We start from the raw sequence: 17,697 nt of genomic DNA on the forward strand, positions 1-17,697 counted from the left end.
GCTTCCTTAACCGGTGAGAGTAATTAAATAAGGCGGACAGCAAGCGCCTGATGCAGATTGAATGACTGTCTCTATTGCTGGCGCAGGCGGCAGGGAGGGCTATCTTCGCCATCTGTATTGTCAGGACGGTGACGAAACCGCTGTATGAGGCGACCGTCATTGCTAACGATGTCGCCGCAGGCGCTGCGTGAAGCGGTCGCCGTATGTCGGACTCCGGAAACGGAGAATGGCTGGATTTTACGCTGTCAGACTTAACGTATCTTCTTTATTGGGCGCGCTGGCTGCGCCCTTTTTGATCTATCGCATAGCGAAGAAGTCGTTGCATTAAACCTCGCCGCAGCAGGGCTGGCAGCCTCTATTAGCGCTTGCAGATCCAAGATTGTTTCGCATATTATCCACCCACAATAATAAGCATAAGAATAATTCTCGTTTACGTTTACATCCCGTTTTCACTCAGAGAAAAGATAATGGCTAATGCGCGTAGAAAAATCCTTGCAGCATCTGCTTCAGTGAGCCTGCTGAAACGACCGCTGGCGGTCCTGATTGCCTTTACCCTGGCTGGCGGCTCAGCGTTTGCCGCTGAAGAAACCATCGTTGTAGACGCCTCGGCCAGCGCGCCGCAGGAGAGCGCATGGGGCCCGGCGCCGACTATCGCCGCGAAGCGGAGCGCCACCGGCACCAAAACCGATACGCCTATTGAAAAAAATCCGCAGTCGATTTCGGTGGTGACGCGCCAGGAGATGGATATTCATCAGCCTGCCTCGGTGAAAGAGGCGCTGGGCTATACGCCGGGCGTCACCGTCGCCAGCCGTGGTGCGTCTAACACCTATGATTTTGTTATCATTCGAGGATTTTCATCTGTAGGCCTGAACCAGAACAACTATCTCGACGGCCTGAAAATGCAGGGCGATTTCTATAATGATGCGGTTATCGATCCCTATATGTTGGAACGCGTAGAGTTAATGCGCGGCCCCACCTCGGTACTCTATGGCAAAAGCAGCCCCGGCGGAATTGTCTCGATGGTAAGCAAGCGGCCGACTACGGAGCCGCTGCGGGAAGTGCAGTTCAAAATGGGCACTGACAGCCTGTTTCAGACCGGCTTTGATTTCAGCGATGCGCTGGATGATAGCGGCACCTTCTCCTGGCGTCTGACCGGTATGGCGCGCTCCAACAATGAACAGCAGATCAACGCCGAGCAGAAGCGCTACGCCATCGCACCTTCTTTCACCTGGCGACCCGATGACAAAACCAATTTCACCTTCCTCTCTTATTTCCAGAACGAACCGGAAACCGGCTATTACGGCTGGCTACCGAAAGAGGGGACGGTACAGCCGCTGCCAAACGGCGGGCATCTGCCTACCAGCTTTAACGAAGGCGCCACCAACAATACCTATTCCCGCAACCAGAAAATGGTTGGCTATAGCTTTGAACACGGCTTTAACGACACCTTTACCGTGCGTCAGAACCTGCGTTTTTCAGAAATGAAAACGGCGCAGAAAAGCGCCTACGGAACGGGCCTGTGTAACAACAGCATGAACGCCTATAATGCTTACTGCCAGGCGCTCACTGCCGCTGAGCAGTCCCATTACCTGGGACGGGGAACCATTGTTGATCATGAGCGTTTGCAGAACTTTAGCGTCGATACCCAATTGCAGAGTAAATTTGCCACCGGCGAGGTCAGCCACACCTTATTGACCGGCGTCGACTTTATGCGTATGCGTAATGATATCAGCGCACTGTATGGCAACGCCGCATCGCTGGATCTGAATAACCTGCCGTCGATGACGGAGGTGGATTTCGGTACGGCGGAGCCTTATCAGCTGAATGAAAGTAAGCAGACCGGCATTTATGTTCAGGATCAGGCCGAGTGGGACAGGTGGGTATTTACCTTTGGCGGACGCTACGACTGGTCTAAACAGGCGACCACCGTGCGCAGCGACAATGGCTACGTTGAACGTAATGACCACCAGTTTACCTGGCGCGGCGGCATAAACTATCTGTTTGATAACGGCATTAGCCCTTACTTTAGCTACAGCCAGTCTTTCGAACCCAATGCCTTCAGCCTCTACAGCGTACCGCGCGTGGCCTATGCGCCATCCAAAGGCGAGCAGTATGAAGCAGGCGTGAAGTATGTGCCGAAAGATATGCCAGTGGTGCTGACTGGCGCGGTGTACCAGCTAACCAAAACGCATAACCTGATGGCCGATCCCAATAATGCGCTTAATCAGGTACCGGCAGGCGAAGTGCGCTCACGCGGCGTAGAGCTGGAGGCGAAGGCTGCCGTTACGCCGAGTGTTAACGTCACGGCGTCATACACTTATACCGATGCGGAATACACCAAAGACACCACCATGAAGGGCAATACCCCGGCGCAGGTGCCGAAGCATATGGCGTCGCTGTGGGGCGATTACACCTTTAACAGCGGACCGCTGAGCGGCCTGACCCTGGGCACCGGCGGACGTCTGATCGGCTCCAGCTACGGCGATCCGGCGAACTCCTTTAAGGTCGGCAGCGCTGCTGTAATGGATGCGGTAGTGAAATACGATCTTGGCCGTTTCGGCATGTACGGCTCCAGCATTGCGTTGAACGTCAATAACCTGCTGGACCGCGAATATGTTGCCAGCTGCTTCGAAACCTATGGTTGTTTCTGGGGCGCTGAGCGCCAGGTGGTGGCTACCGCCACATTCCGTTTCTAACTCACTCACCTGGGCGCGGCGCAAGCCGCGCCCGTCATCGTTGAAGATAACCATGTCATATCCGTCGCCACAGGAAACAACCTTTACGCTCGATCGCGTCAGTTTTGGCGTGCCGGGGCGTACGCTGCTGCATCCTCTCTCTTTGACATTCCCCGCAGGCAAAGTGACTGGCCTGATCGGCCATAACGGCTCAGGTAAATCCACGCTGCTGAAAATGCTCGGTCGCCATCATGCGGCCAGCGAAGGTCGCGTGCTGCTGAACGATAAACCGGTGGAAGCGTGGAACAGCAAAGCGTTTGCTCGCCAGGTCGCCTATCTGCCGCAGCAGCTGCCTGCGGCGGAGGGAATGACGGTACGCGAACTGGTGGCGGTAGGGCGTTATCCCTGGCACGGCGCGCTGGGTCGCTACGGCGAAGAGGATCGGGAGCGCGTTGAAGAAGCGATTGCGCTGGTGGGCCTGAAGCCGTTCGCGCAGCGGCTGGTGGATAGTCTTTCCGGCGGCGAGCGCCAGCGCGCCTGGCTGGCGATGCTGGTGGCGCAAAACAGCCGCTGCCTGCTATTGGATGAACCCACTTCGGCGCTGGATATCGCGCATCAGGTCGAGGTGCTGGCATTGATTCAGCGCCTCAGCCAGCAGCGCGGGTTGACGGTGATTGCGGTGCTGCACGACATCAATATGGCGGCGCGTTACTGCGACCATCTGGTTGCGCTGCGCGCGGGCGAAGTGATTGCGCAGGGCACGCCCGCCGACCTCATGCATGGCGACGTGCTTGAGCGCATTTATAACATTCCCATGGGCATTCTGCCGCACCCGCAGGGCGGCGCGCCGGTCAGCTTCGTTTACTGATACAAGGATGTGTTTATGCTGCCTGTAACTCGTCGCCGTCTGCTTGCCGCGATGGCGCTCTCTCCGCTGCTCTGGCAGCAAACGCTACGTGCCGAAACGGTCGATACGCATCGCATCGTCGCGCTGGAATGGCTGCCGCTTGAGCTGATGATGACGCTGGGCGTGGTGCCGATGGCGGCGGCGGAGCTCTTTAACTACCGTGACTGGGTGGGCGGCCTTGAGCTACCCGCCAGCGTGATCGACGTTGGCCTGCGCACCGAGCCGAATCTTGAACTGCTGACGCAGTTGAAGCCCTCTTTAATTCTCTATTCCAGCGGCTACGGCCCGTCGCCGGAAAGATTGTCGCGCATCGCCCCCAGTCAGGGCTTCGCGTTCAACAGCGGAGACGGCAAGCCGCTCAGCTCGGCGCGCCGCTCGATCATGCAGCTGGCGCAGCGTATCGATAAAGTGCCGCAGGCGCAGGCGCATCTGGCGATGTTCGATCGCTTTATGGCCGATATGCGCGTGCGACTGGCGCCGCGCGTGTCGAAACCACTGCTGCTGATGTCTCTAATCGATGCCCGCCACGCGATCGTCTTCGGCCAGGGCAGCCTGTTTCTTGAAGCGCTGCAACAGCTTGGTTTACAGAGCGCGTGGCAGGGCGAAACCAACTTCTGGGGCAGTGCGGTAATCGGCATTGAACGCCTGGCGGCGGTGCATGACGCCGAGGCGATCTGCTTCTCGCACGGCGATGACGCGCTGATGGCGCAAATCGGCGCGACCGAACTCTGGCAATCGTTGCCTTTTGTGCGTCAGCAGCGCTTCCGGCGCGTGCCGACCGTCTGGTTCTACGGCGCTACGCTTTCGGTAATGGAATTTTGTCGTACGCTCGATCGGGCGCTGGAGGCATGATGCGCAGAAGTTGGACATTTCCGGTGACGCTGATCGGCGCGCTGTTCCTGGTTTCGCTGGCGCTGACCGGGCTCAATCTTACCCACCATCTGCCGCAGCGGCAGTGGCTGACCGCGCTCTGGCAGCCGGATCGCAATGATATCGATCAGATGGTCTTTCACTTCAGCCTGCTGCCGCGGCTGGCGATCGCGCTGCTAGCCGGCGCGGGCCTGGGGCTGGTCGGCGTGCTGTTTCAGCAGATCCTGCGCAACCCGCTGGCGGAGCCTACGACGCTGGGCGTGGCGAGCGGCGCTCAGCTGGGTCTGACGGTCGTCACGCTGTGGGCGCTGCCGGGCGGAGAGATGACGCAGCAGATCGCGGCGATGGCGGGCGCGGTGCTGATCGGCCTGCTGGTGTTCGGCATCGCCTGGGGCAAGCGGCTGTCGCCGGTCACGCTGATCCTCGCCGGGCTGGTGATGAGCCTCTACTGCGGCGCGGTGAACCAGATCTTCGCCATTTTCAAACACGATCAGCTGCAAAACCTGTTTCTCTGGAGCACCGGCTCGCTAAGCCAGCAGGACTGGAGCAACGTCGCCTTTTTGCTGCCGCGCCTGTTGGTGGGCTTCGTGCTGGCGCTGCTGCTGCGCCGGCCGCTGACGTTGCTGGGGCTGGATGACGGCGTCGCCAGAAATCTTGGCGTGGCGCTGTCGCTGGTGCGACTGGCGGCGCTGGGACTGGCGATTATTCTCAGCGCGATGCTGGTCAACGCCGTCGGGATTATCGCCTTTATCGCGCTTTTTTCGCCGCTGATGGCGAAGCTGCTTGGCGCTCGGCGTCTGCTCAGCCGCATGCTGCTGGCGCCGCTGCTCGGCGCGCTGCTGCTCTGGTTGGCGGATCAGTGTGTGATCTGGCTGGCCGATAACTGGCGGGAAATCTCTACCGGCACCTTAACCGCGCTGACCGGCGCGCCGATTCTGCTCTGGCTGCTGCCGCGGCTGCGCACCGGCGCGGTGCCGCCGCAGCTCAATCAGGGCGATAACGTACCGGCAGAGCGCCAGCATGTGCTGTTCTGGGTGCTGGCGGGGCTGGGCGTACTGCTGCTGCTGGCGGCGACGGCACTTTCGTTAGGACGCGACGCACAGGGCTGGCAGTGGGCCAGCGGCGAATTGTGGCATCAGCTACAACCGTGGCGCGCGCCGCGCATGACGGCGGCGCTGGCGGCGGGCGTGATGCTTGGCGTGGCGGGCAGCGTGATCCAGCGGCTGACCGGCAATCCGATGGCCAGCCCGGAAGTGCTGGGCATCAGCTCCGGCGCGGCGTGCGGCGTAGTGCTGATGCTTTTTCTGGTGCCGGGCGACGCCTTTGGCTGGCTGCTGCCGGCGGGCAGCCTCGGCGCAGCGGTGACGCTGCTGCTGATTATGGCGGTGGCCGGACGCGGCGGCTTTTCGCCTGAACGGATGTTGCTGGCGGGCATGGCGTTCAGCACCGCGCTGACCACGCTGCTGGCGATGCTGCTGGCCAGCGGCGATCCGCGTATGGCGCAGCTGCTGACCTGGATATCGGGATCAACTTACGGCGTCGATACGCCGCAGGCGCTACGTACCGCGCTGGTGGCTGTCGTGCTGGTCGGCATCGCGCCTTTCGCCAGCCGCTGGCTGACGATCCTGCCGCTCGGCGGGGCCACGGCGCGCGCTATCGGCATGGCGCTGACGCCGGTGCGTCTCAGCCTGCTGCTGCTGGCGGCCGCGCTGACCGCGGCGGCGACGCTGACTATCGGGCCGCTGAGCTTTGTCGGCCTGATGGCGCCGCATATGGCGCGGATGCTGGGCTTCCGGCGCGCGCTGCCGCAGCTGGCGGTCGCCGCGCTGCTCGGCGGCGGATTGATGCTGATCGCCGACTGGTGCGGCAGAATGGCGGCGTTTCCGAATCAGATCCCGGCAGGCCTGTTGGCGACTTTTATCGGTGCGCCTTACTTTGTCTGGCTGCTGCGTAAAGCGACATAAAAAAGCGGGCGCTATCGCCCGCTGCATTATTGGTTGATCATCTGAAGGGCGCCGCGAGGCGCCCTTTTTTGGCAGGAATCAGAGACGGGAGAAGCTGCGGCGCGCGGCATCAACGGTGCGTTGAATATCTTCCGCGCTGTGCGCCAGCGACATAAAGCCCGCTTCAAACGCCGACGGCGCCAGGTAGACGCCTTCGTCCAGCATCAGATGGAAGAAACGCTTAAAGCGCTCGGTATCGCAGCGCGTCACATCTTCATAGCAGGTCACTTCTTCGGCGTCGGTAAAGAACAGGCCGAACATGCCGCCGACATGGTTCACCACCAATGGAATGTTTTCCGCCTGCGCCGCTTCGCGCAGGCCCTGCGCCAGCTGCGTAGTCAGATCGGTCAGGGTAGCATGCGTGCCGGGCTGAGCGATTTCAGTCAGACAGGCGTAGCCCGCCGCCATCGCAATCGGGTTGCCGGAAAGAGTGCCCGCCTGGTAAACCGGGCCGGTCGGCGCCAGCGCTTCCATTACGTCGCGGCGTCCGCCGAAGGCGCCCACCGGCATGCCGCCGCCGATGATCTTGCCGAGGCAGGTGAGGTCCGGCGTCACGCCGTAATACGCCTGCGCGCCGCCCAGCGCCACGCGGAAGCCGGTCATCACTTCGTCGATGATCAGCAGCGCGCCAAACTCATCGCACAGCGCGCGCAGGCCCGGCAGGAAATCGGGCTGCGGCGGGATGCAGTTCATATTGCCCGCCACCGGTTCGACGATAATACAGGCGATCTCATGCGGATACTGCTCGAAAGCGGCGCGCACGGAGGCGAGATCGTTATAGGTGCAGGTCAGGGTGTGTTTGGCGAAGTCTGCCGGCACGCCCGGCGAGTTTGGCTGGCCGAGGGTCAGCGCGCCGGAGCCCGCTTTTACCAGCAGGCAGTCGGCGTGGCCGTGATAGCAGCCTTCAAATTTGATGATTTTGTCGCGCTGGGTAAAGCCGCGCGCCAGACGGATGGCGCTCATGGTCGCTTCGGTGCCGGAGTTCACCATACGCACCATCTCCATTGACGGCACCAGCTCGCACACCAGCTCCGCCATTTTCACTTCCATTTCGGTCGGCGCGCCGAAGCTCAGGCCGCGTTCCGCCGCCTCGATCACCGCATTGCGGATCGCCGGATGATTGTGGCCCAGCACCATCGGTCCCCAGGAACCGACGTAGTCGATATAGGCTTTGCCGTCGGCATCGTACAGCCAGGCGCCGTCGGCGCGCTCAATAAACAAGGGGACGCCGCCGACGCCGGTAAAGGCGCGTACCGGCGAGTTAACGCCGCCGGGAATGGAGCGCTGCGCCTGGTGATACAGGTTTTCGGACTTACTCATGAATCGGCTCCTGAATGAGAGAAAAACCCGCCTATTCTACGGGAACTTATACGCGCGTTGAAAGGCGCACGCTAAGATTGTTGTTCATGACGGCAATTTTTGCCCATGTGCGCCACGCGGCGTATCATACCGGCCTTCATTAACTTTCCGATGCGAGCGTGATGAACGAAACTCCAACTTCTACCGAGCAGCTGCATGTCGTTCCCCTGCGACGTACTGATTTTCTACGTATGCTGCTGCGCCGCGATAAAACGCCGGTCGCCATTCTGATCGTCGCCGGCATTGTCGGCACGCTGGCCGGGCTGGTGGGCGTCGCTTTTGAAAAAGCGGTAAACGCCGTTCAGGCCTGGCGGCTGGGCGTGGTCGCCACCACCGGCGATCATCTGTGGCTGGCTTTTCCGCTGGCCTTTCTGTTATCCGCGGCGCTGGCGGCCTTCGGCTACTGGCTGGTGCGCCGCTTTGCGCCGGAGGCGGGCGGTTCCGGCATACCTGAGATCGAAGGCGCGCTGGAGGAGCTGCGACCGGTGCGCTGGTGGCGCGTCTTACCGGTGAAGTTTTTCGGCGGCATGGGCACGTTGGGCGCCGGAATGGTGCTGGGCAGGGAAGGGCCGACCGTGCAGCTGGGCGGAAACGTCGGGCGCATGGTGCTGGATCTGTTCCGCATGCGCAGCGCCGAAGCGCGCCACTCGCTGCTGGCGACCGGGGCCGCCGCCGGGCTTTCCGCCGCCTTCAATGCGCCGCTGGCGGGCATTCTGTTTATTATCGAAGAGATGCGGTTACAGTTCCGCTACAGCCTGATTTCGATTAAGGCGGTGTTTATCGGCGTGATTATGTCGAGCATCGTTTTTCGCTATTTCAACGGCGAGAAGGCGGTGATCGCGGTCGGCAAGCTGGCCAACGCGCCGATTAATACGCTCTGGCTCTATCTGGTGCTGGGCATGCTGTTCGGCATCGTCGGCGTGCTGTTCAACGCGCTGATCTTCCGTACTCAGGACTTTTTTCAGCGGCTGCACGGCGGCGTGATGAAAAAAGCGCTGATTATCGGCGCGCTGTTGGGCGGGCTGTGCGGCATTCTCGCGGTGATCGAGCCGGAGGCGGCCGGGGGCGGCTTCGGCCTGATCCCTGTCGCGGCGGCAGGACACTATAGCGTGGGGATGCTGCTGTTTATTTTTATCGCGCGGGTGATTACCACGCTGCTCTGCTTCGGTTCCGGCGCGCCGGGCGGCATTTTCGCGCCGATGCTGGCGCTGGGCACGCTGCTCGGCACCGCCTTCGGCATGGCCTGCGCAACGCTGCTGCCGGGGCTGACGCTTGAACCCGGCACCTTCGCCATCGCCGGCATGGGCGCGCTGTTCGCCGCCTCGGTGCGCGCGCCGCTGACCGGCATCGTGCTGGTGCTGGAGATGACCGATAATTATCAGCTGATTCTACCGATGATCATCACCTGCCTCGGCGCCACGCTGGTGGCGCAGTTTTTCGGCGGCAAGCCGCTTTACTCTTCGCTGCTGGCGCGCACGCTGGCGAAACAGCAGGCGCAGCAGGAAGAGGAAAAGGCACAGAGTGCGAGGGCGAATGCTTGATTGCTGTACCAGGCTATTAGATAATATTGACAAGCACGGCCATTTCTGGCCTGACAGGTTGCGACCTGATTAACTGCGGAGTGTTTCAATGAGTGATGAAGTAGCAGCACTGCCGCTGCAGTTTACCGATGCGGCAGCCAGCAAGGTAAAAACCCTGATCGCCGATGAAGATAATCCAGATCTGAAACTGCGCGTCTATATTACCGGCGGCGGTTGCAGCGGTTTCCAGTATGGCTTCACCTTCGACGATAAGATCAATGATGGCGACATGACGATCGAGAAATCGGGCGTATCGCTGGTGGTCGATCCGATGAGCCTGCAATATCTGGTGGGCGGTTCGGTGGATTATACCGAGGGTCTGGAAGGCTCCCGTTTTATCGTCACTAACCCGAATGCGAAAACCACCTGCGGCTGCGGTTCTTCGTTCAGCATCTGATAAGAAAATGGGCCTTACCTGGAGTAAGGCCCATCTGTTTTTACCGCCGTTACCCTTCTACGGTAATCAGGCGCGTCTCCTGTTTGATATTCGCCTCCTTTCCTGCGTGCTTAACGTGACCTTTAATCAGGATTTTTGCGATTGCAGCGCCTGGCAGAGTTTTTCCGCAGCCAAAATGCTGCGCGGGCCGGGGCGGCTCAGCCAGTCTTCCGGGATGGCGATCACCTGAGCGGCGAGCTGCGGCTGCCAGAAACGGGCGGTGCGCTCGGCGGCGTCGCTGTCGCCGGGAATGACTATCAGATCGGGATGGCGCGTCAGTACCTGTTCGCGGCTGACCTGCGGCCAGGGCGCCGCGCTGTCGGCAAAGATGTTGTCGCCGCCGCACAGCGCTACCAGCTGGTTTTGCAGCGTATTGCGCGCGGCCGTAAACAGCGGCCGCTGGCCGAACTGTAAGAACACCCGATGACGAGGCTGGTCTGCGTGACGCTGGCGCAGCGCCGCAAAGCGCGCCGCCAGTCGATCGGCGGCGGCCTGCGCCTGCTGCGGATGCGGACTCCACGGCGCCAGTTGACGCAACGCGGCAGGAATGTCGTCAATGGCGCTGGGATCGAGCCAGAGCACCGTTACGCCCAGCGCGCGTAGCTGATCGATTTGACGCTGTGGCGTGCCGCCGCGCCAGGCCAACACCAGATCCGGCTTCAGCGCCAGAATGCGCTCCAGCTTGATGCCCTGCCAGTTAGCGACTTGTTCAAGCTGCTTCGCCTCTGGCGGATAATCGGACCAGGCGCTGACCGCCACCGGCGTGATGCCAGCGGCGAAGGCGAGTTCGGTAAGGTGCGGCGCCAGGGTGATAACGCGCGGCGCGGCGGCGGCCATGGCCGCGCACAGCCAGAGCGTCAGCAGCCCCAGCAGCCATTTAGCCACGCGCCAGCTGGCCCAGCAGCGTTTCCACCAGCAGGGAGGACTGTTTCGCCGCCACGCTGAGAAACTCTTCGAAGCTGAGATGCGATTCCTGATCCGCCACGTCGGAGATGGCGCGGATCACCACGAACGGCGTGGCGAATTGATGGCATACATGGCCGATAGCCGTCGCTTCCATCTCTACTGCAATCGCCTGCGGGAAGGTCGCGCGAATGCGCGCCAGCGGCTCCGCGCCGTTGATAAAGGCGTCGCCGCTCACCACCAGGCCGCGCACCGCATGCAGGTTCAGCTGCTGAATGCAGCTTTCCGCCGCGGCGATCAGTTTCTCGTCGGCCGGGAAGGCGGCCGGGCAGCCCGCCATTTGCCCTGGCTCATAACCGAAAGCGGTCACGTCGGCGTCGTGATAGCGCACTTCGTCCGACACCACGATATCGCCCACCTTCAGCGAAGAGGCGAGGCCGCCCGCCGAACCGGTATTGATCACCATGTCCGGGCGGCAGCGCTCCAGCAGCAGCGCAGTGCCCATCGCGGCGGAAACTTTACCAATACCCGATTTCAACAGCGCGACCTCCACGCCATTCAGCGTGCCGGTGTAAATTTCGCAGCCTGCGATGGAAAGCGTTTCACGGTTCTCGATTTTATCGCGCAGCAGGGTAACTTCCTGCTCCATCGCGCCAATAATGCCTGCTTTCATAGAGTTGCTCGCCTGTAATTAAAGTGGAATTCAGCGTTTGAAGTGTTGCATAGTCTACCACATGCTCGCGGAGAGATGTTTTCATGCAGAAACAAGGTGGAATGGATGGAGAAGATTAATTTCCGGCAGCGAATCAGCTTTCAGCGGCCGTGGAACAGTCGGGAAGCGCCGCAGGGGGAATATGCCATTACCCGTCACTTTGAAAGCGATCGCGGGCGCATTATCAACTCTGCCGCTATTCGACGTCTGCAACAGAAAACGCAGGTTTTTCCGCTGGAGCGCAATGCCGCGGTGCGCTCGCGTTTGACCCATTCGCTGGAGGTGCAGCAAACCGGACGCTATATCGCCAAAGAGATCCTCGAAACCTTGAAAAATCAGGGCGGGCTGGAAAAGTACGGCCTCCAGGAGCTGGCGGGCGCGTTTGAAAGCCTGGTCGAGATGGCCTGTCTGCTGCATGACGTAGGCAATCCGCCGTTCGGCCATTTCGGCGAGGCGGCGATCAACGACTGGTTTGACGCCAATCTGCCGGCGGAGCTGGTGGATCCGCTGATCGCCGGCGTCGAAGGGGATGAGCAGCGCGACGGCTTTAACCAGCTGAATGCGATGATCCGGCAGGATCTCTGTCACTTCGAAGGCAATGCGCAGGCGATCCGCCTGGTGCACACGCTGTTGCAGCTTAATCTGACCTACTGCCAGGTCGCCTGCATTCTGAAATATACCGCGCCCGCCTGGTGGCAGGGCGACAAGCCCGCGCAGTTCACCACCCTGATGAAAAAGCCGGGCTTTTATCTTTCCGAACGCCATTACATCGCCGAGCTGCGCGCTGCCACGCAGCTGAAAGAGCATCACCGTTTTCCTCTTACCTGGATAATGGAGGCGGCGGACGATATTTCTTACTGCATCGCCGACCTTGACGATGCGGTGGAGAAAGCGATTTTCAATGTCGATATGCTCTACGGCTATCTGGAAAAACTCTGGGGGCCGGTGCGTCCCGGCGATGCCTTCAGCCGCACCATCGGCTACGCCTGGCGCGAGGCTAACGGCAAAAAAATACGCGGCAGAAGCGACCAGTTTTTTATGTCGCTGCGCGTCAGCGTGCAGAATGTGCTGGTCAGCCATGCGGTAAACCGTTTCGTAAATAATCTTGAGGCGATATTTAACGGCGACTTTAACCATGCGCTGTTAGAAGACGAGGGCGAAGAGGGGCGACTGCTGGCCTTATTTAAAACCGTCGCCCGCCGCCACGTATTTAATCACTCTGAAGTCGAGCAGCTGGAATTACAGGGCTATCGTGTGATAAAAGGGCTGCTGGATATTTATCAGCCGCTGCTGGCGCTTAATTACGAGGCCTTCACTACGCTGATGACGGAAGATTTCCTTGCCGGACATCCTATTGAAACCCGACTGTTTCATAAACTCTCCGGCAAGCACCGGCGCGCCTATCAGCAGCATATGCGCACGGTAAAGATTGAACACAAATATCAACGGCTGTTGTGGGAGCGTTATTACCGCGCGCGTCTGATTCAGGATTATATTAGTGGAATGACCGACCTGTACGCCTGGGATGAATACCGACGTTTAATGGCGGTTGAATAGTGAAGTAATAAAAAGGAGTTTTGTAAAGATGCAGAATATTTTTTTACTTTTGCCAAAAAGTTACTGATGAACTTTGCGGTAAAAAATTAATCTCATCAACACTACCATTGTTATGGTTAGCTTCATTGATCCGATACGAGTAACAGACGAATGAAAAAAACAGCTCTTGTATTAAGCGCGCTGGCTTTAAGCCTGGGAATGGCGATGAGCCCGGCATATGTGATGGCGGCAGAAACCGCTTCTTCTTCCACCACTTCCACTCAGCAATTACCCAGCCTGGCCCCCATGCTGGAAAAAGTGATGCCTTCCGTCGTCAGCATTAACGTTGAAGGCAGCACCACCGCTCGTACGCCGCGTCTGCCGCCGCAGTTCCAACAGTTCTTCGGCGACAACTCGCCTTTCTGTCAGGACGGCTCGCCGTTCCAGAACTCGCCGATGTGCCAGGGCGCAGCGCCGGGCGGCAACGCCGCGCCGCAGCAGAAATTCCGAGCGTTGGGCTCCGGCGTGGTGATTAACGCGGAGAAGGGCTATGTGGTGACCAACAACCACGTGGTCGACAACGCGACGAAAATTCAGGTGCAGCTCAGCGACGGACGCCGCTATGAGGCGAAAGTCATCGGCAAAGATCCGCGCTCCGATATCGCGCTGATTCAGCTACAGGACTTTAAAAACCTTACCGCGATTAAGATCGCCGACTCAGACAGCCTGCGCGTCGGCGACTATACCGTGGCGATCGGCAACCCTTACGGCCTTGGCGAAACCGTCACTTCCGGCATCGTTTCCGCACTGGGCCGCAGCGGTCTGAACGTAGAAAACTACGAAAACTTTATTCAGACCGACGCCGCTATTAACCGCGGCAACTCCGGCGGCGCGCTGGTAAACCTGAACGGCGAGCTGATCGGCATCAACACCGCGATCCTCGCGCCGGACGGCGGCAATATCGGCATCGGCTTCGCCATTCCGAGCAATATGGTGAGAAACCTGACCGCGCAGATGGTGGAGTTCGGCCAGGTGAAACGCGGCGAGCTGGGCATTAGGGGCACCGAGCTGAACTCCGAGCTGGCGAAAGCGATGAAGGTCGACGCGCAGCGCGGCGCCTTCGTCAGCCAGGTGATGCCGAAATCGTCCGCCGCGAAAGCAGGCATCAAAGCGGGCGACGTGGTGATCTCGCTGAACAAGAAACAGATTTCCAGCTTTGCCGCACTGCGCGCCGAAGTCGGCTCGCTGCCGGTCGGCACCAAGCTGGAGCTGGGTCTGCTGCGCGACGGCAAACCGTTGACGGTGACGGTGGAATTACAGCAAAGCTCTCAGGATAAAGTCGATTCCGCCACTATCTATACCGGTATCGAAGGCGCCGACTTGAGCAACGCGGTGGTTAACGGGCAGAAAGGGGTACGCGTGGACAGCGTTAAACCGAACAGCGCCGCCGCGCGTATCGGCCTGAAGAAAGATGACCTGATTCTGGGCGTCAACCAGCAGCCGGTCACTAACCTCGGCGAACTGCGTAAAGTGCTGGATACCAAGCCGTCTGTGCTGGCGCTGAATATCAAACGCGGCGACAGCAATATCTATCTGTTGATGCAGTAAGATGTTCGGGCGGCTGAGCCGCCCGAACGTAAAAAGGCGAAGTCCCTGCGGCCCGGCGGCCTGTCCGTCGGGCTTTTTTACGCCGCTACTTTTCTCTGTCGCTTTGTGATACCTACCGCAAATTTATCAATCGAAGCGGGGCTTTGTGCAAATGCACAATGCTTCACTGCAACGGCCAACGTATGCTGTTTCTCCCCTGTTATTGCTGGAGCTAATGATGGCTAACTATCACCTGGATGCTCGTCTGGCTCAGGATATCGTGGCGCGCACCATGAAGATTATCGACAGCAACGTCAACGTGATGGACGCACGCGGCCGCATTATCGGCAGCGGCGATCGGGAACGTATCGGTGAACTACACGAAGGGGCACTACTGGCGCTGTCGCAGGCGCGCGTAGTGGATATCGATGAAGCCGTGGCGCGTCATCTGCATGGCGTGCGGCCAGGCATCAACCTACCGCTGCGTATCGCCGGCGAGATTGTTGGCGTCATTGGGTTGACCGGCGATCCGGTTTCGCTGCGCCAGTATGGCGAGCTGGTCTGCATGACGGCGGAGATGATGCTGGAGCAGGGGCGGCTGCTGCATATGCTGGCGCAGGATAGCCGCCTGCGCGAAGAGTTGGTGTTGAATCTGATCCGCAGCGAGACGCTTTCGCCAGCGCTGATGGAGTGGGCGCAGCGACTGGGGATCGATATCAATCAACCGCGCGTGGCGGCGGTGGTCGAGGTGGACAGCGGGCAGCTGGGCGTCGACAGCGCGATGGCGGAGCTACAGCAGCTGCAAACGCTGCTGACCACGCCGGAGCGCGATAACCTGATCGCCATTGTGTCGCTGACGGAGATGGTGGTGCTGAAACCGGCACTGAACGCGCATGGACGTTACGATCAGGACGATCATCGCCGCCGCGTTGAGCTGCTGCTGGGGCGTATGAAAGAGAGCGGCCATCTGCGCATCCGCATCGCGCTGGGCAACTACTTCACCGGCGCAGGCAGCATCGCCCGCTCTTACCGCACGGCGCGCACTACGATGGCGGTAGGCAAGCAGCGGATGCCCGATCAGCGCAGCTATTTTTATCAGGATCTGGTGCTGCCGGTACTGCTGGACAGCCTGCGCGGCGGCTGGCAGGCCAATGAGCTGTCGCGTCCGCTGATGAAACTCAAAGCGATGGACAACAACGGCCTGTTGCGGCGCACGCTGCTCGCCTGGTTCAGCCATAACGTACAGCCGTCGGCAACGGCGCGGGCGCTGTTTATTCATCGCAATACGCTGGAATACCGGCTGAACCGTATTTCCGAGCTGACCGGGCTGAATCTGAACCAGTTTGACGATCGGCTGCTGCTCTACGTGGCGCTGCAGCTGGATGAACAGCCCTGAGAAGGGAAACGCCGCGTGTGGCGCGGCGCGTTTTCCGTTAGCGGCTATTGCGGGTTAACTTATCCAGGTCGGATTCAATTTCCGCAATCTTATTGGAGACCACGCTCTCCAGATGGCGTAGATCGTCGAGGATTTTACGTTTCAGATCGATCTCAACCTGATCGCGCTGGCAAATCTGATCCAGTTCGTCGATCACGTAGCGCAGATTAGGGCTGATCTCCTGTACTTCTTTATAGCCCTGGCCGAGGCCGTCGGCGACCACGGTCTTACGCTGGCGCGGGTATTTAAACTTCACGCTTTTGGCAAAAAATTCGCCCTTATCTTTGCGGAAGTAAATTTTCAGAATGTCGTTGTTCGCTTCCTGACGCAGACTGTAGCGATCGATATCTTCCGGATTAGAAATGCCCAGGCTTTTTAAATTGTCATACATGGCAATGCTTCCTGTGAAGGTGAAATTGGGGCGTCGCAACGGTTCCGTTACACTTCATGTCGACCCCTAAAGGCCGCACCGGCTTCCTGCCTGCGCAGGAAAAAGCGCCTGTGATCACTGTAGACTTAAACGATAACTTTCGGGACATCGCGCCGCAGAAATTACTGAGCTGAATTATCGCCTGCATAAAAAATAAACGCATCTTTAATTTATTGCAGCATGAGCGGATAAAACCAAACGCAGCGGGCAGGCAGGGAAGGGCGAATAATAGCGGATTGTCAGAAAAAACGACGACGCGATAAGGTCAGGCTGGGGCGAACTGGCGCAGCGGGAAACTGCGATGAAAGCGCCCCGCCGCGATGGGCAGGGCGGAGATCAGGCGTTACTCGTCAATGGTGCGGAGCAGCTCATTGATGCCGACTTTGCCGCGTGTTTTCGCATCGACTTTTTTCACGATCACGGCGCAGTAGAGGCTATAAGAGCCATCTTTTGACGGCAGGTTGCCGGAAACCACCACGGAGCCGGCTGGGACGCGGCCATAGTGGATTTCGCCGGTTTCGCGGTCGTAAATTTTGGTGCTCTGGCCGATGTAGACGCCCATTGAGATCACCGAACCTTCTTCAACGATTACGCCTTCCACGATTTCAGAGCGCGCGCCGATAAAGCAGTTGTCTTCGATAATGGTCGGATTCGCCTGCAGCGGCTCCAGCACGCCGCCAATGCCCACGCCGCCGGAAAGGTGGACGTTTTTGCCGATCTGCGCGCAGGAGCCCACGGTCGCCCAGGTATCAACCATAGAGCCTTCATCGACAAACGCGCCGATATTGACGTAGGAAGGCATTAACACGGTGTTGCGGGCGATATAAGCACCCTGACGCACGGCGGCAGGCGGCACCACGCGGAAGCCCTCTTTTTTAAAGCGCGCTTCGTCGTAATCAGCGAACTTCATCGGCACTTTGTCATAGAAACGGCTTTCAGCCCCTTCAATTACCTGATTGTCATTGATGCGGAAAGAGAGCAGCACCGCCTTTTTCAGCCACTGGTGGGTCACCCACTCGCCGTCGATCTTTTCGGCGACGCGCAGCGCGCCGCTGTCGAGCAGAGCAATGACCTGGTTAACCGCGTCGCGCGTTTCCGCGTCAACGTTGGCTGGCGTGATGTCTGCGCGTGACTCGAACGCGCGCTCAATAACACTCTGTAACTGTTGCATTTGCATTTTCATCCTGGTTATTGCATTCACCGTTGGGCAAGGACGCAGATCCCCGCTGCTGGCCCGATAGTCTGGTGAACGACGGTGTTAAAA

14 protein-coding genes are annotated in these 17,697 nt (G+C 59.4%); 9 read left to right on the forward strand and 5 right to left on the reverse strand.

Annotated features, from left to right (window positions below; genetic code table 11):
- Window positions 1-467: 467 nt before the first annotated feature.
- The 4 genes from fhuA to fhuB are packed head-to-tail and all read left to right on the forward strand — an operon-like array spanning window position 468 to window position 6,416.
- Window positions 468-2,696, forward strand: a complete 2,229-nt coding sequence (gene fhuA, locus MYY08_RS15965) for a ferrichrome porin FhuA (protein WP_052133948.1) — start codon at window positions 468-470, stop codon at window positions 2,694-2,696.
- 52 nt (window positions 2,697-2,748) lie between these two features.
- On the forward strand, window positions 2,749-3,543 hold the full coding sequence (gene fhuC / locus MYY08_RS15970) for a Fe3+-hydroxamate ABC transporter ATP-binding protein FhuC (protein ID WP_288014904.1): 795 nt from the start codon (window positions 2,749-2,751) through the stop codon (window positions 3,541-3,543).
- 15 nt (window positions 3,544-3,558) lie between these two features.
- On the forward strand, window positions 3,559-4,434 hold the full coding sequence (fhuD, locus tag MYY08_RS15975) for a Fe(3+)-hydroxamate ABC transporter substrate-binding protein FhuD (protein WP_038628094.1): 876 nt from the start codon (window positions 3,559-3,561) through the stop codon (window positions 4,432-4,434).
- A complete protein-coding gene (fhuB, locus tag MYY08_RS15980) occupies window positions 4,434-6,416 on the forward strand; it encodes a Fe(3+)-hydroxamate ABC transporter permease FhuB (protein WP_038628092.1) in 1,983 nt (660 codons plus the stop codon). The genes fhuD and fhuB overlap by 1 nt, the downstream gene beginning before the upstream one ends.
- A 78-nt stretch (window positions 6,417-6,494) precedes the next feature.
- Here fhuB and hemL read toward each other — a convergent pair whose 3' ends face one another.
- Window positions 6,495-7,775 carry a glutamate-1-semialdehyde 2,1-aminomutase gene (gene hemL, locus MYY08_RS15985; protein ID WP_038628089.1) on the reverse strand — a complete coding sequence of 427 codons (1,281 nt, stop codon included), beginning with the start codon at window positions 7,773-7,775 and terminating at the stop codon, window positions 6,495-6,497.
- Window positions 7,776-7,936: 161 nt separating this feature from the next.
- Between hemL and clcA the strand changes: the two genes are divergently transcribed.
- Both clcA and erpA read left to right on the forward strand, forming a co-directional pair.
- Window positions 7,937-9,355: a H(+)/Cl(-) exchange transporter ClcA gene (gene clcA, locus MYY08_RS15990; protein WP_052133947.1), complete on the forward strand. Its 1,419-nt coding sequence runs from the start codon at window positions 7,937-7,939 to the stop codon at window positions 9,353-9,355.
- Window positions 9,356-9,443: 88 nt separating this feature from the next.
- On the forward strand, window positions 9,444-9,791 hold the full coding sequence (erpA, locus tag MYY08_RS15995) for an iron-sulfur cluster insertion protein ErpA (RefSeq protein WP_038628088.1): 348 nt from the start codon (window positions 9,444-9,446) through the stop codon (window positions 9,789-9,791).
- A 126-nt stretch (window positions 9,792-9,917) separates the two neighbouring features.
- Here erpA and btuF read toward each other — a convergent pair whose 3' ends face one another.
- Window positions 9,918-10,715 (reverse strand): vitamin B12 ABC transporter substrate-binding protein BtuF, encoded by a 798-nt coding sequence (gene btuF / locus MYY08_RS16000; RefSeq protein WP_038628086.1) that lies wholly within the window; start codon window positions 10,713-10,715, stop codon window positions 9,918-9,920.
- Window positions 10,708-11,406, reverse strand: a complete 699-nt coding sequence (gene mtnN, locus MYY08_RS16005; RefSeq protein ID WP_038628084.1) for a 5'-methylthioadenosine/S-adenosylhomocysteine nucleosidase — start codon at window positions 11,404-11,406, stop codon at window positions 10,708-10,710. Before mtnN ends, btuF begins: the two co-directional genes overlap by 8 nt.
- Before the next feature lie 105 nt (window positions 11,407-11,511).
- Here mtnN and dgt point away from each other — a divergent pair, with 105 nt between their 5' ends.
- The 3 genes from dgt to MYY08_RS16020 all read left to right on the forward strand — a co-directional run bounded on the left by dgt (window position 11,512) and on the right by MYY08_RS16020 (window position 15,964).
- A complete protein-coding gene (dgt, locus tag MYY08_RS16010; protein WP_038628081.1) occupies window positions 11,512-13,002 on the forward strand; it encodes a dGTPase in 1,491 nt (496 codons plus the stop codon).
- Window positions 13,003-13,152: 150 nt separating this feature from the next.
- Window positions 13,153-14,589 carry a serine endoprotease DegP gene (gene degP, locus MYY08_RS16015; protein ID WP_038628078.1) on the forward strand — a complete coding sequence of 479 codons (1,437 nt, stop codon included), beginning with the start codon at window positions 13,153-13,155 and terminating at the stop codon, window positions 14,587-14,589.
- A 217-nt stretch (window positions 14,590-14,806) separates the two neighbouring features.
- Window positions 14,807-15,964 carry a CdaR family transcriptional regulator gene (locus MYY08_RS16020; RefSeq protein WP_038628075.1) on the forward strand — a complete coding sequence of 386 codons (1,158 nt, stop codon included), beginning with the start codon at window positions 14,807-14,809 and terminating at the stop codon, window positions 15,962-15,964.
- A gap of 37 nt (window positions 15,965-16,001) precedes the next feature.
- Here MYY08_RS16020 and MYY08_RS16025 read toward each other — a convergent pair whose 3' ends face one another.
- Together MYY08_RS16025 and dapD are read right to left on the reverse strand one after the other, a co-directional pair.
- A complete protein-coding gene (locus MYY08_RS16025; protein WP_038628074.1) occupies window positions 16,002-16,394 on the reverse strand; it encodes a DUF3461 family protein in 393 nt (130 codons plus the stop codon).
- A 382-nt stretch (window positions 16,395-16,776) separates the two neighbouring features.
- The gene (gene dapD, locus MYY08_RS16030; protein WP_038630120.1) at window positions 16,777-17,604 is read right to left on the reverse strand and encodes a 2,3,4,5-tetrahydropyridine-2,6-dicarboxylate N-succinyltransferase; all 828 of its coding nucleotides are present in this window, start codon (window positions 17,602-17,604) and stop codon (window positions 16,777-16,779) included.
- Window positions 17,605-17,697: the final 93 nt, after the last annotated feature.

The sequence above is a fragment of the Mixta sp. genome, assembly GCF_024610815.1.
GTDB lineage: Bacteria > Pseudomonadota > Gammaproteobacteria > Enterobacterales > Enterobacteriaceae > Mixta > Mixta calida.

Coding starts and splice junctions, on each gene's coding strand:
- erpA (WP_038628088.1), top strand. CDS start 9,444: ATGAGTGATGAAGTAGCAGCACTGCCGCTGCAGTTTACCGATGCGGCA.
- degP (WP_038628078.1), top strand. CDS start 13,153: ATGAAAAAAACAGCTCTTGTATTAAGCGCGCTGGCTTTAAGCCTGGGA.
- fhuA (WP_052133948.1), top strand. CDS start 468: ATGGCTAATGCGCGTAGAAAAATCCTTGCAGCATCTGCTTCAGTGAGC.
- MYY08_RS16025 (WP_038628074.1), bottom strand. CDS start 16,394: ATGTATGACAATTTAAAAAGCCTGGGCATTTCTAATCCGGAAGATATC.
- MYY08_RS16020 (WP_038628075.1), top strand. CDS start 14,807: ATGGCTAACTATCACCTGGATGCTCGTCTGGCTCAGGATATCGTGGCG.
- fhuB (WP_038628092.1), top strand. CDS start 4,434: ATGCGCAGAAGTTGGACATTTCCGGTGACGCTGATCGGCGCGCTGTTC.
- dapD (WP_038630120.1), bottom strand. CDS start 17,604: ATGCAACAGTTACAGAGTGTTATTGAGCGCGCGTTCGAGTCACGCGCA.
- clcA (WP_052133947.1), top strand. CDS start 7,937: ATGAACGAAACTCCAACTTCTACCGAGCAGCTGCATGTCGTTCCCCTG.
- hemL (WP_038628089.1), bottom strand. CDS start 7,775: ATGAGTAAGTCCGAAAACCTGTATCACCAGGCGCAGCGCTCCATTCCC.
- mtnN (WP_038628084.1), bottom strand. CDS start 11,406: ATGAAAGCAGGCATTATTGGCGCGATGGAGCAGGAAGTTACCCTGCTG.
- fhuD (WP_038628094.1), top strand. CDS start 3,559: ATGCTGCCTGTAACTCGTCGCCGTCTGCTTGCCGCGATGGCGCTCTCT.
- dgt (WP_038628081.1), top strand. CDS start 11,512: ATGGAGAAGATTAATTTCCGGCAGCGAATCAGCTTTCAGCGGCCGTGG.
- fhuC (WP_288014904.1), top strand. CDS start 2,749: ATGTCATATCCGTCGCCACAGGAAACAACCTTTACGCTCGATCGCGTC.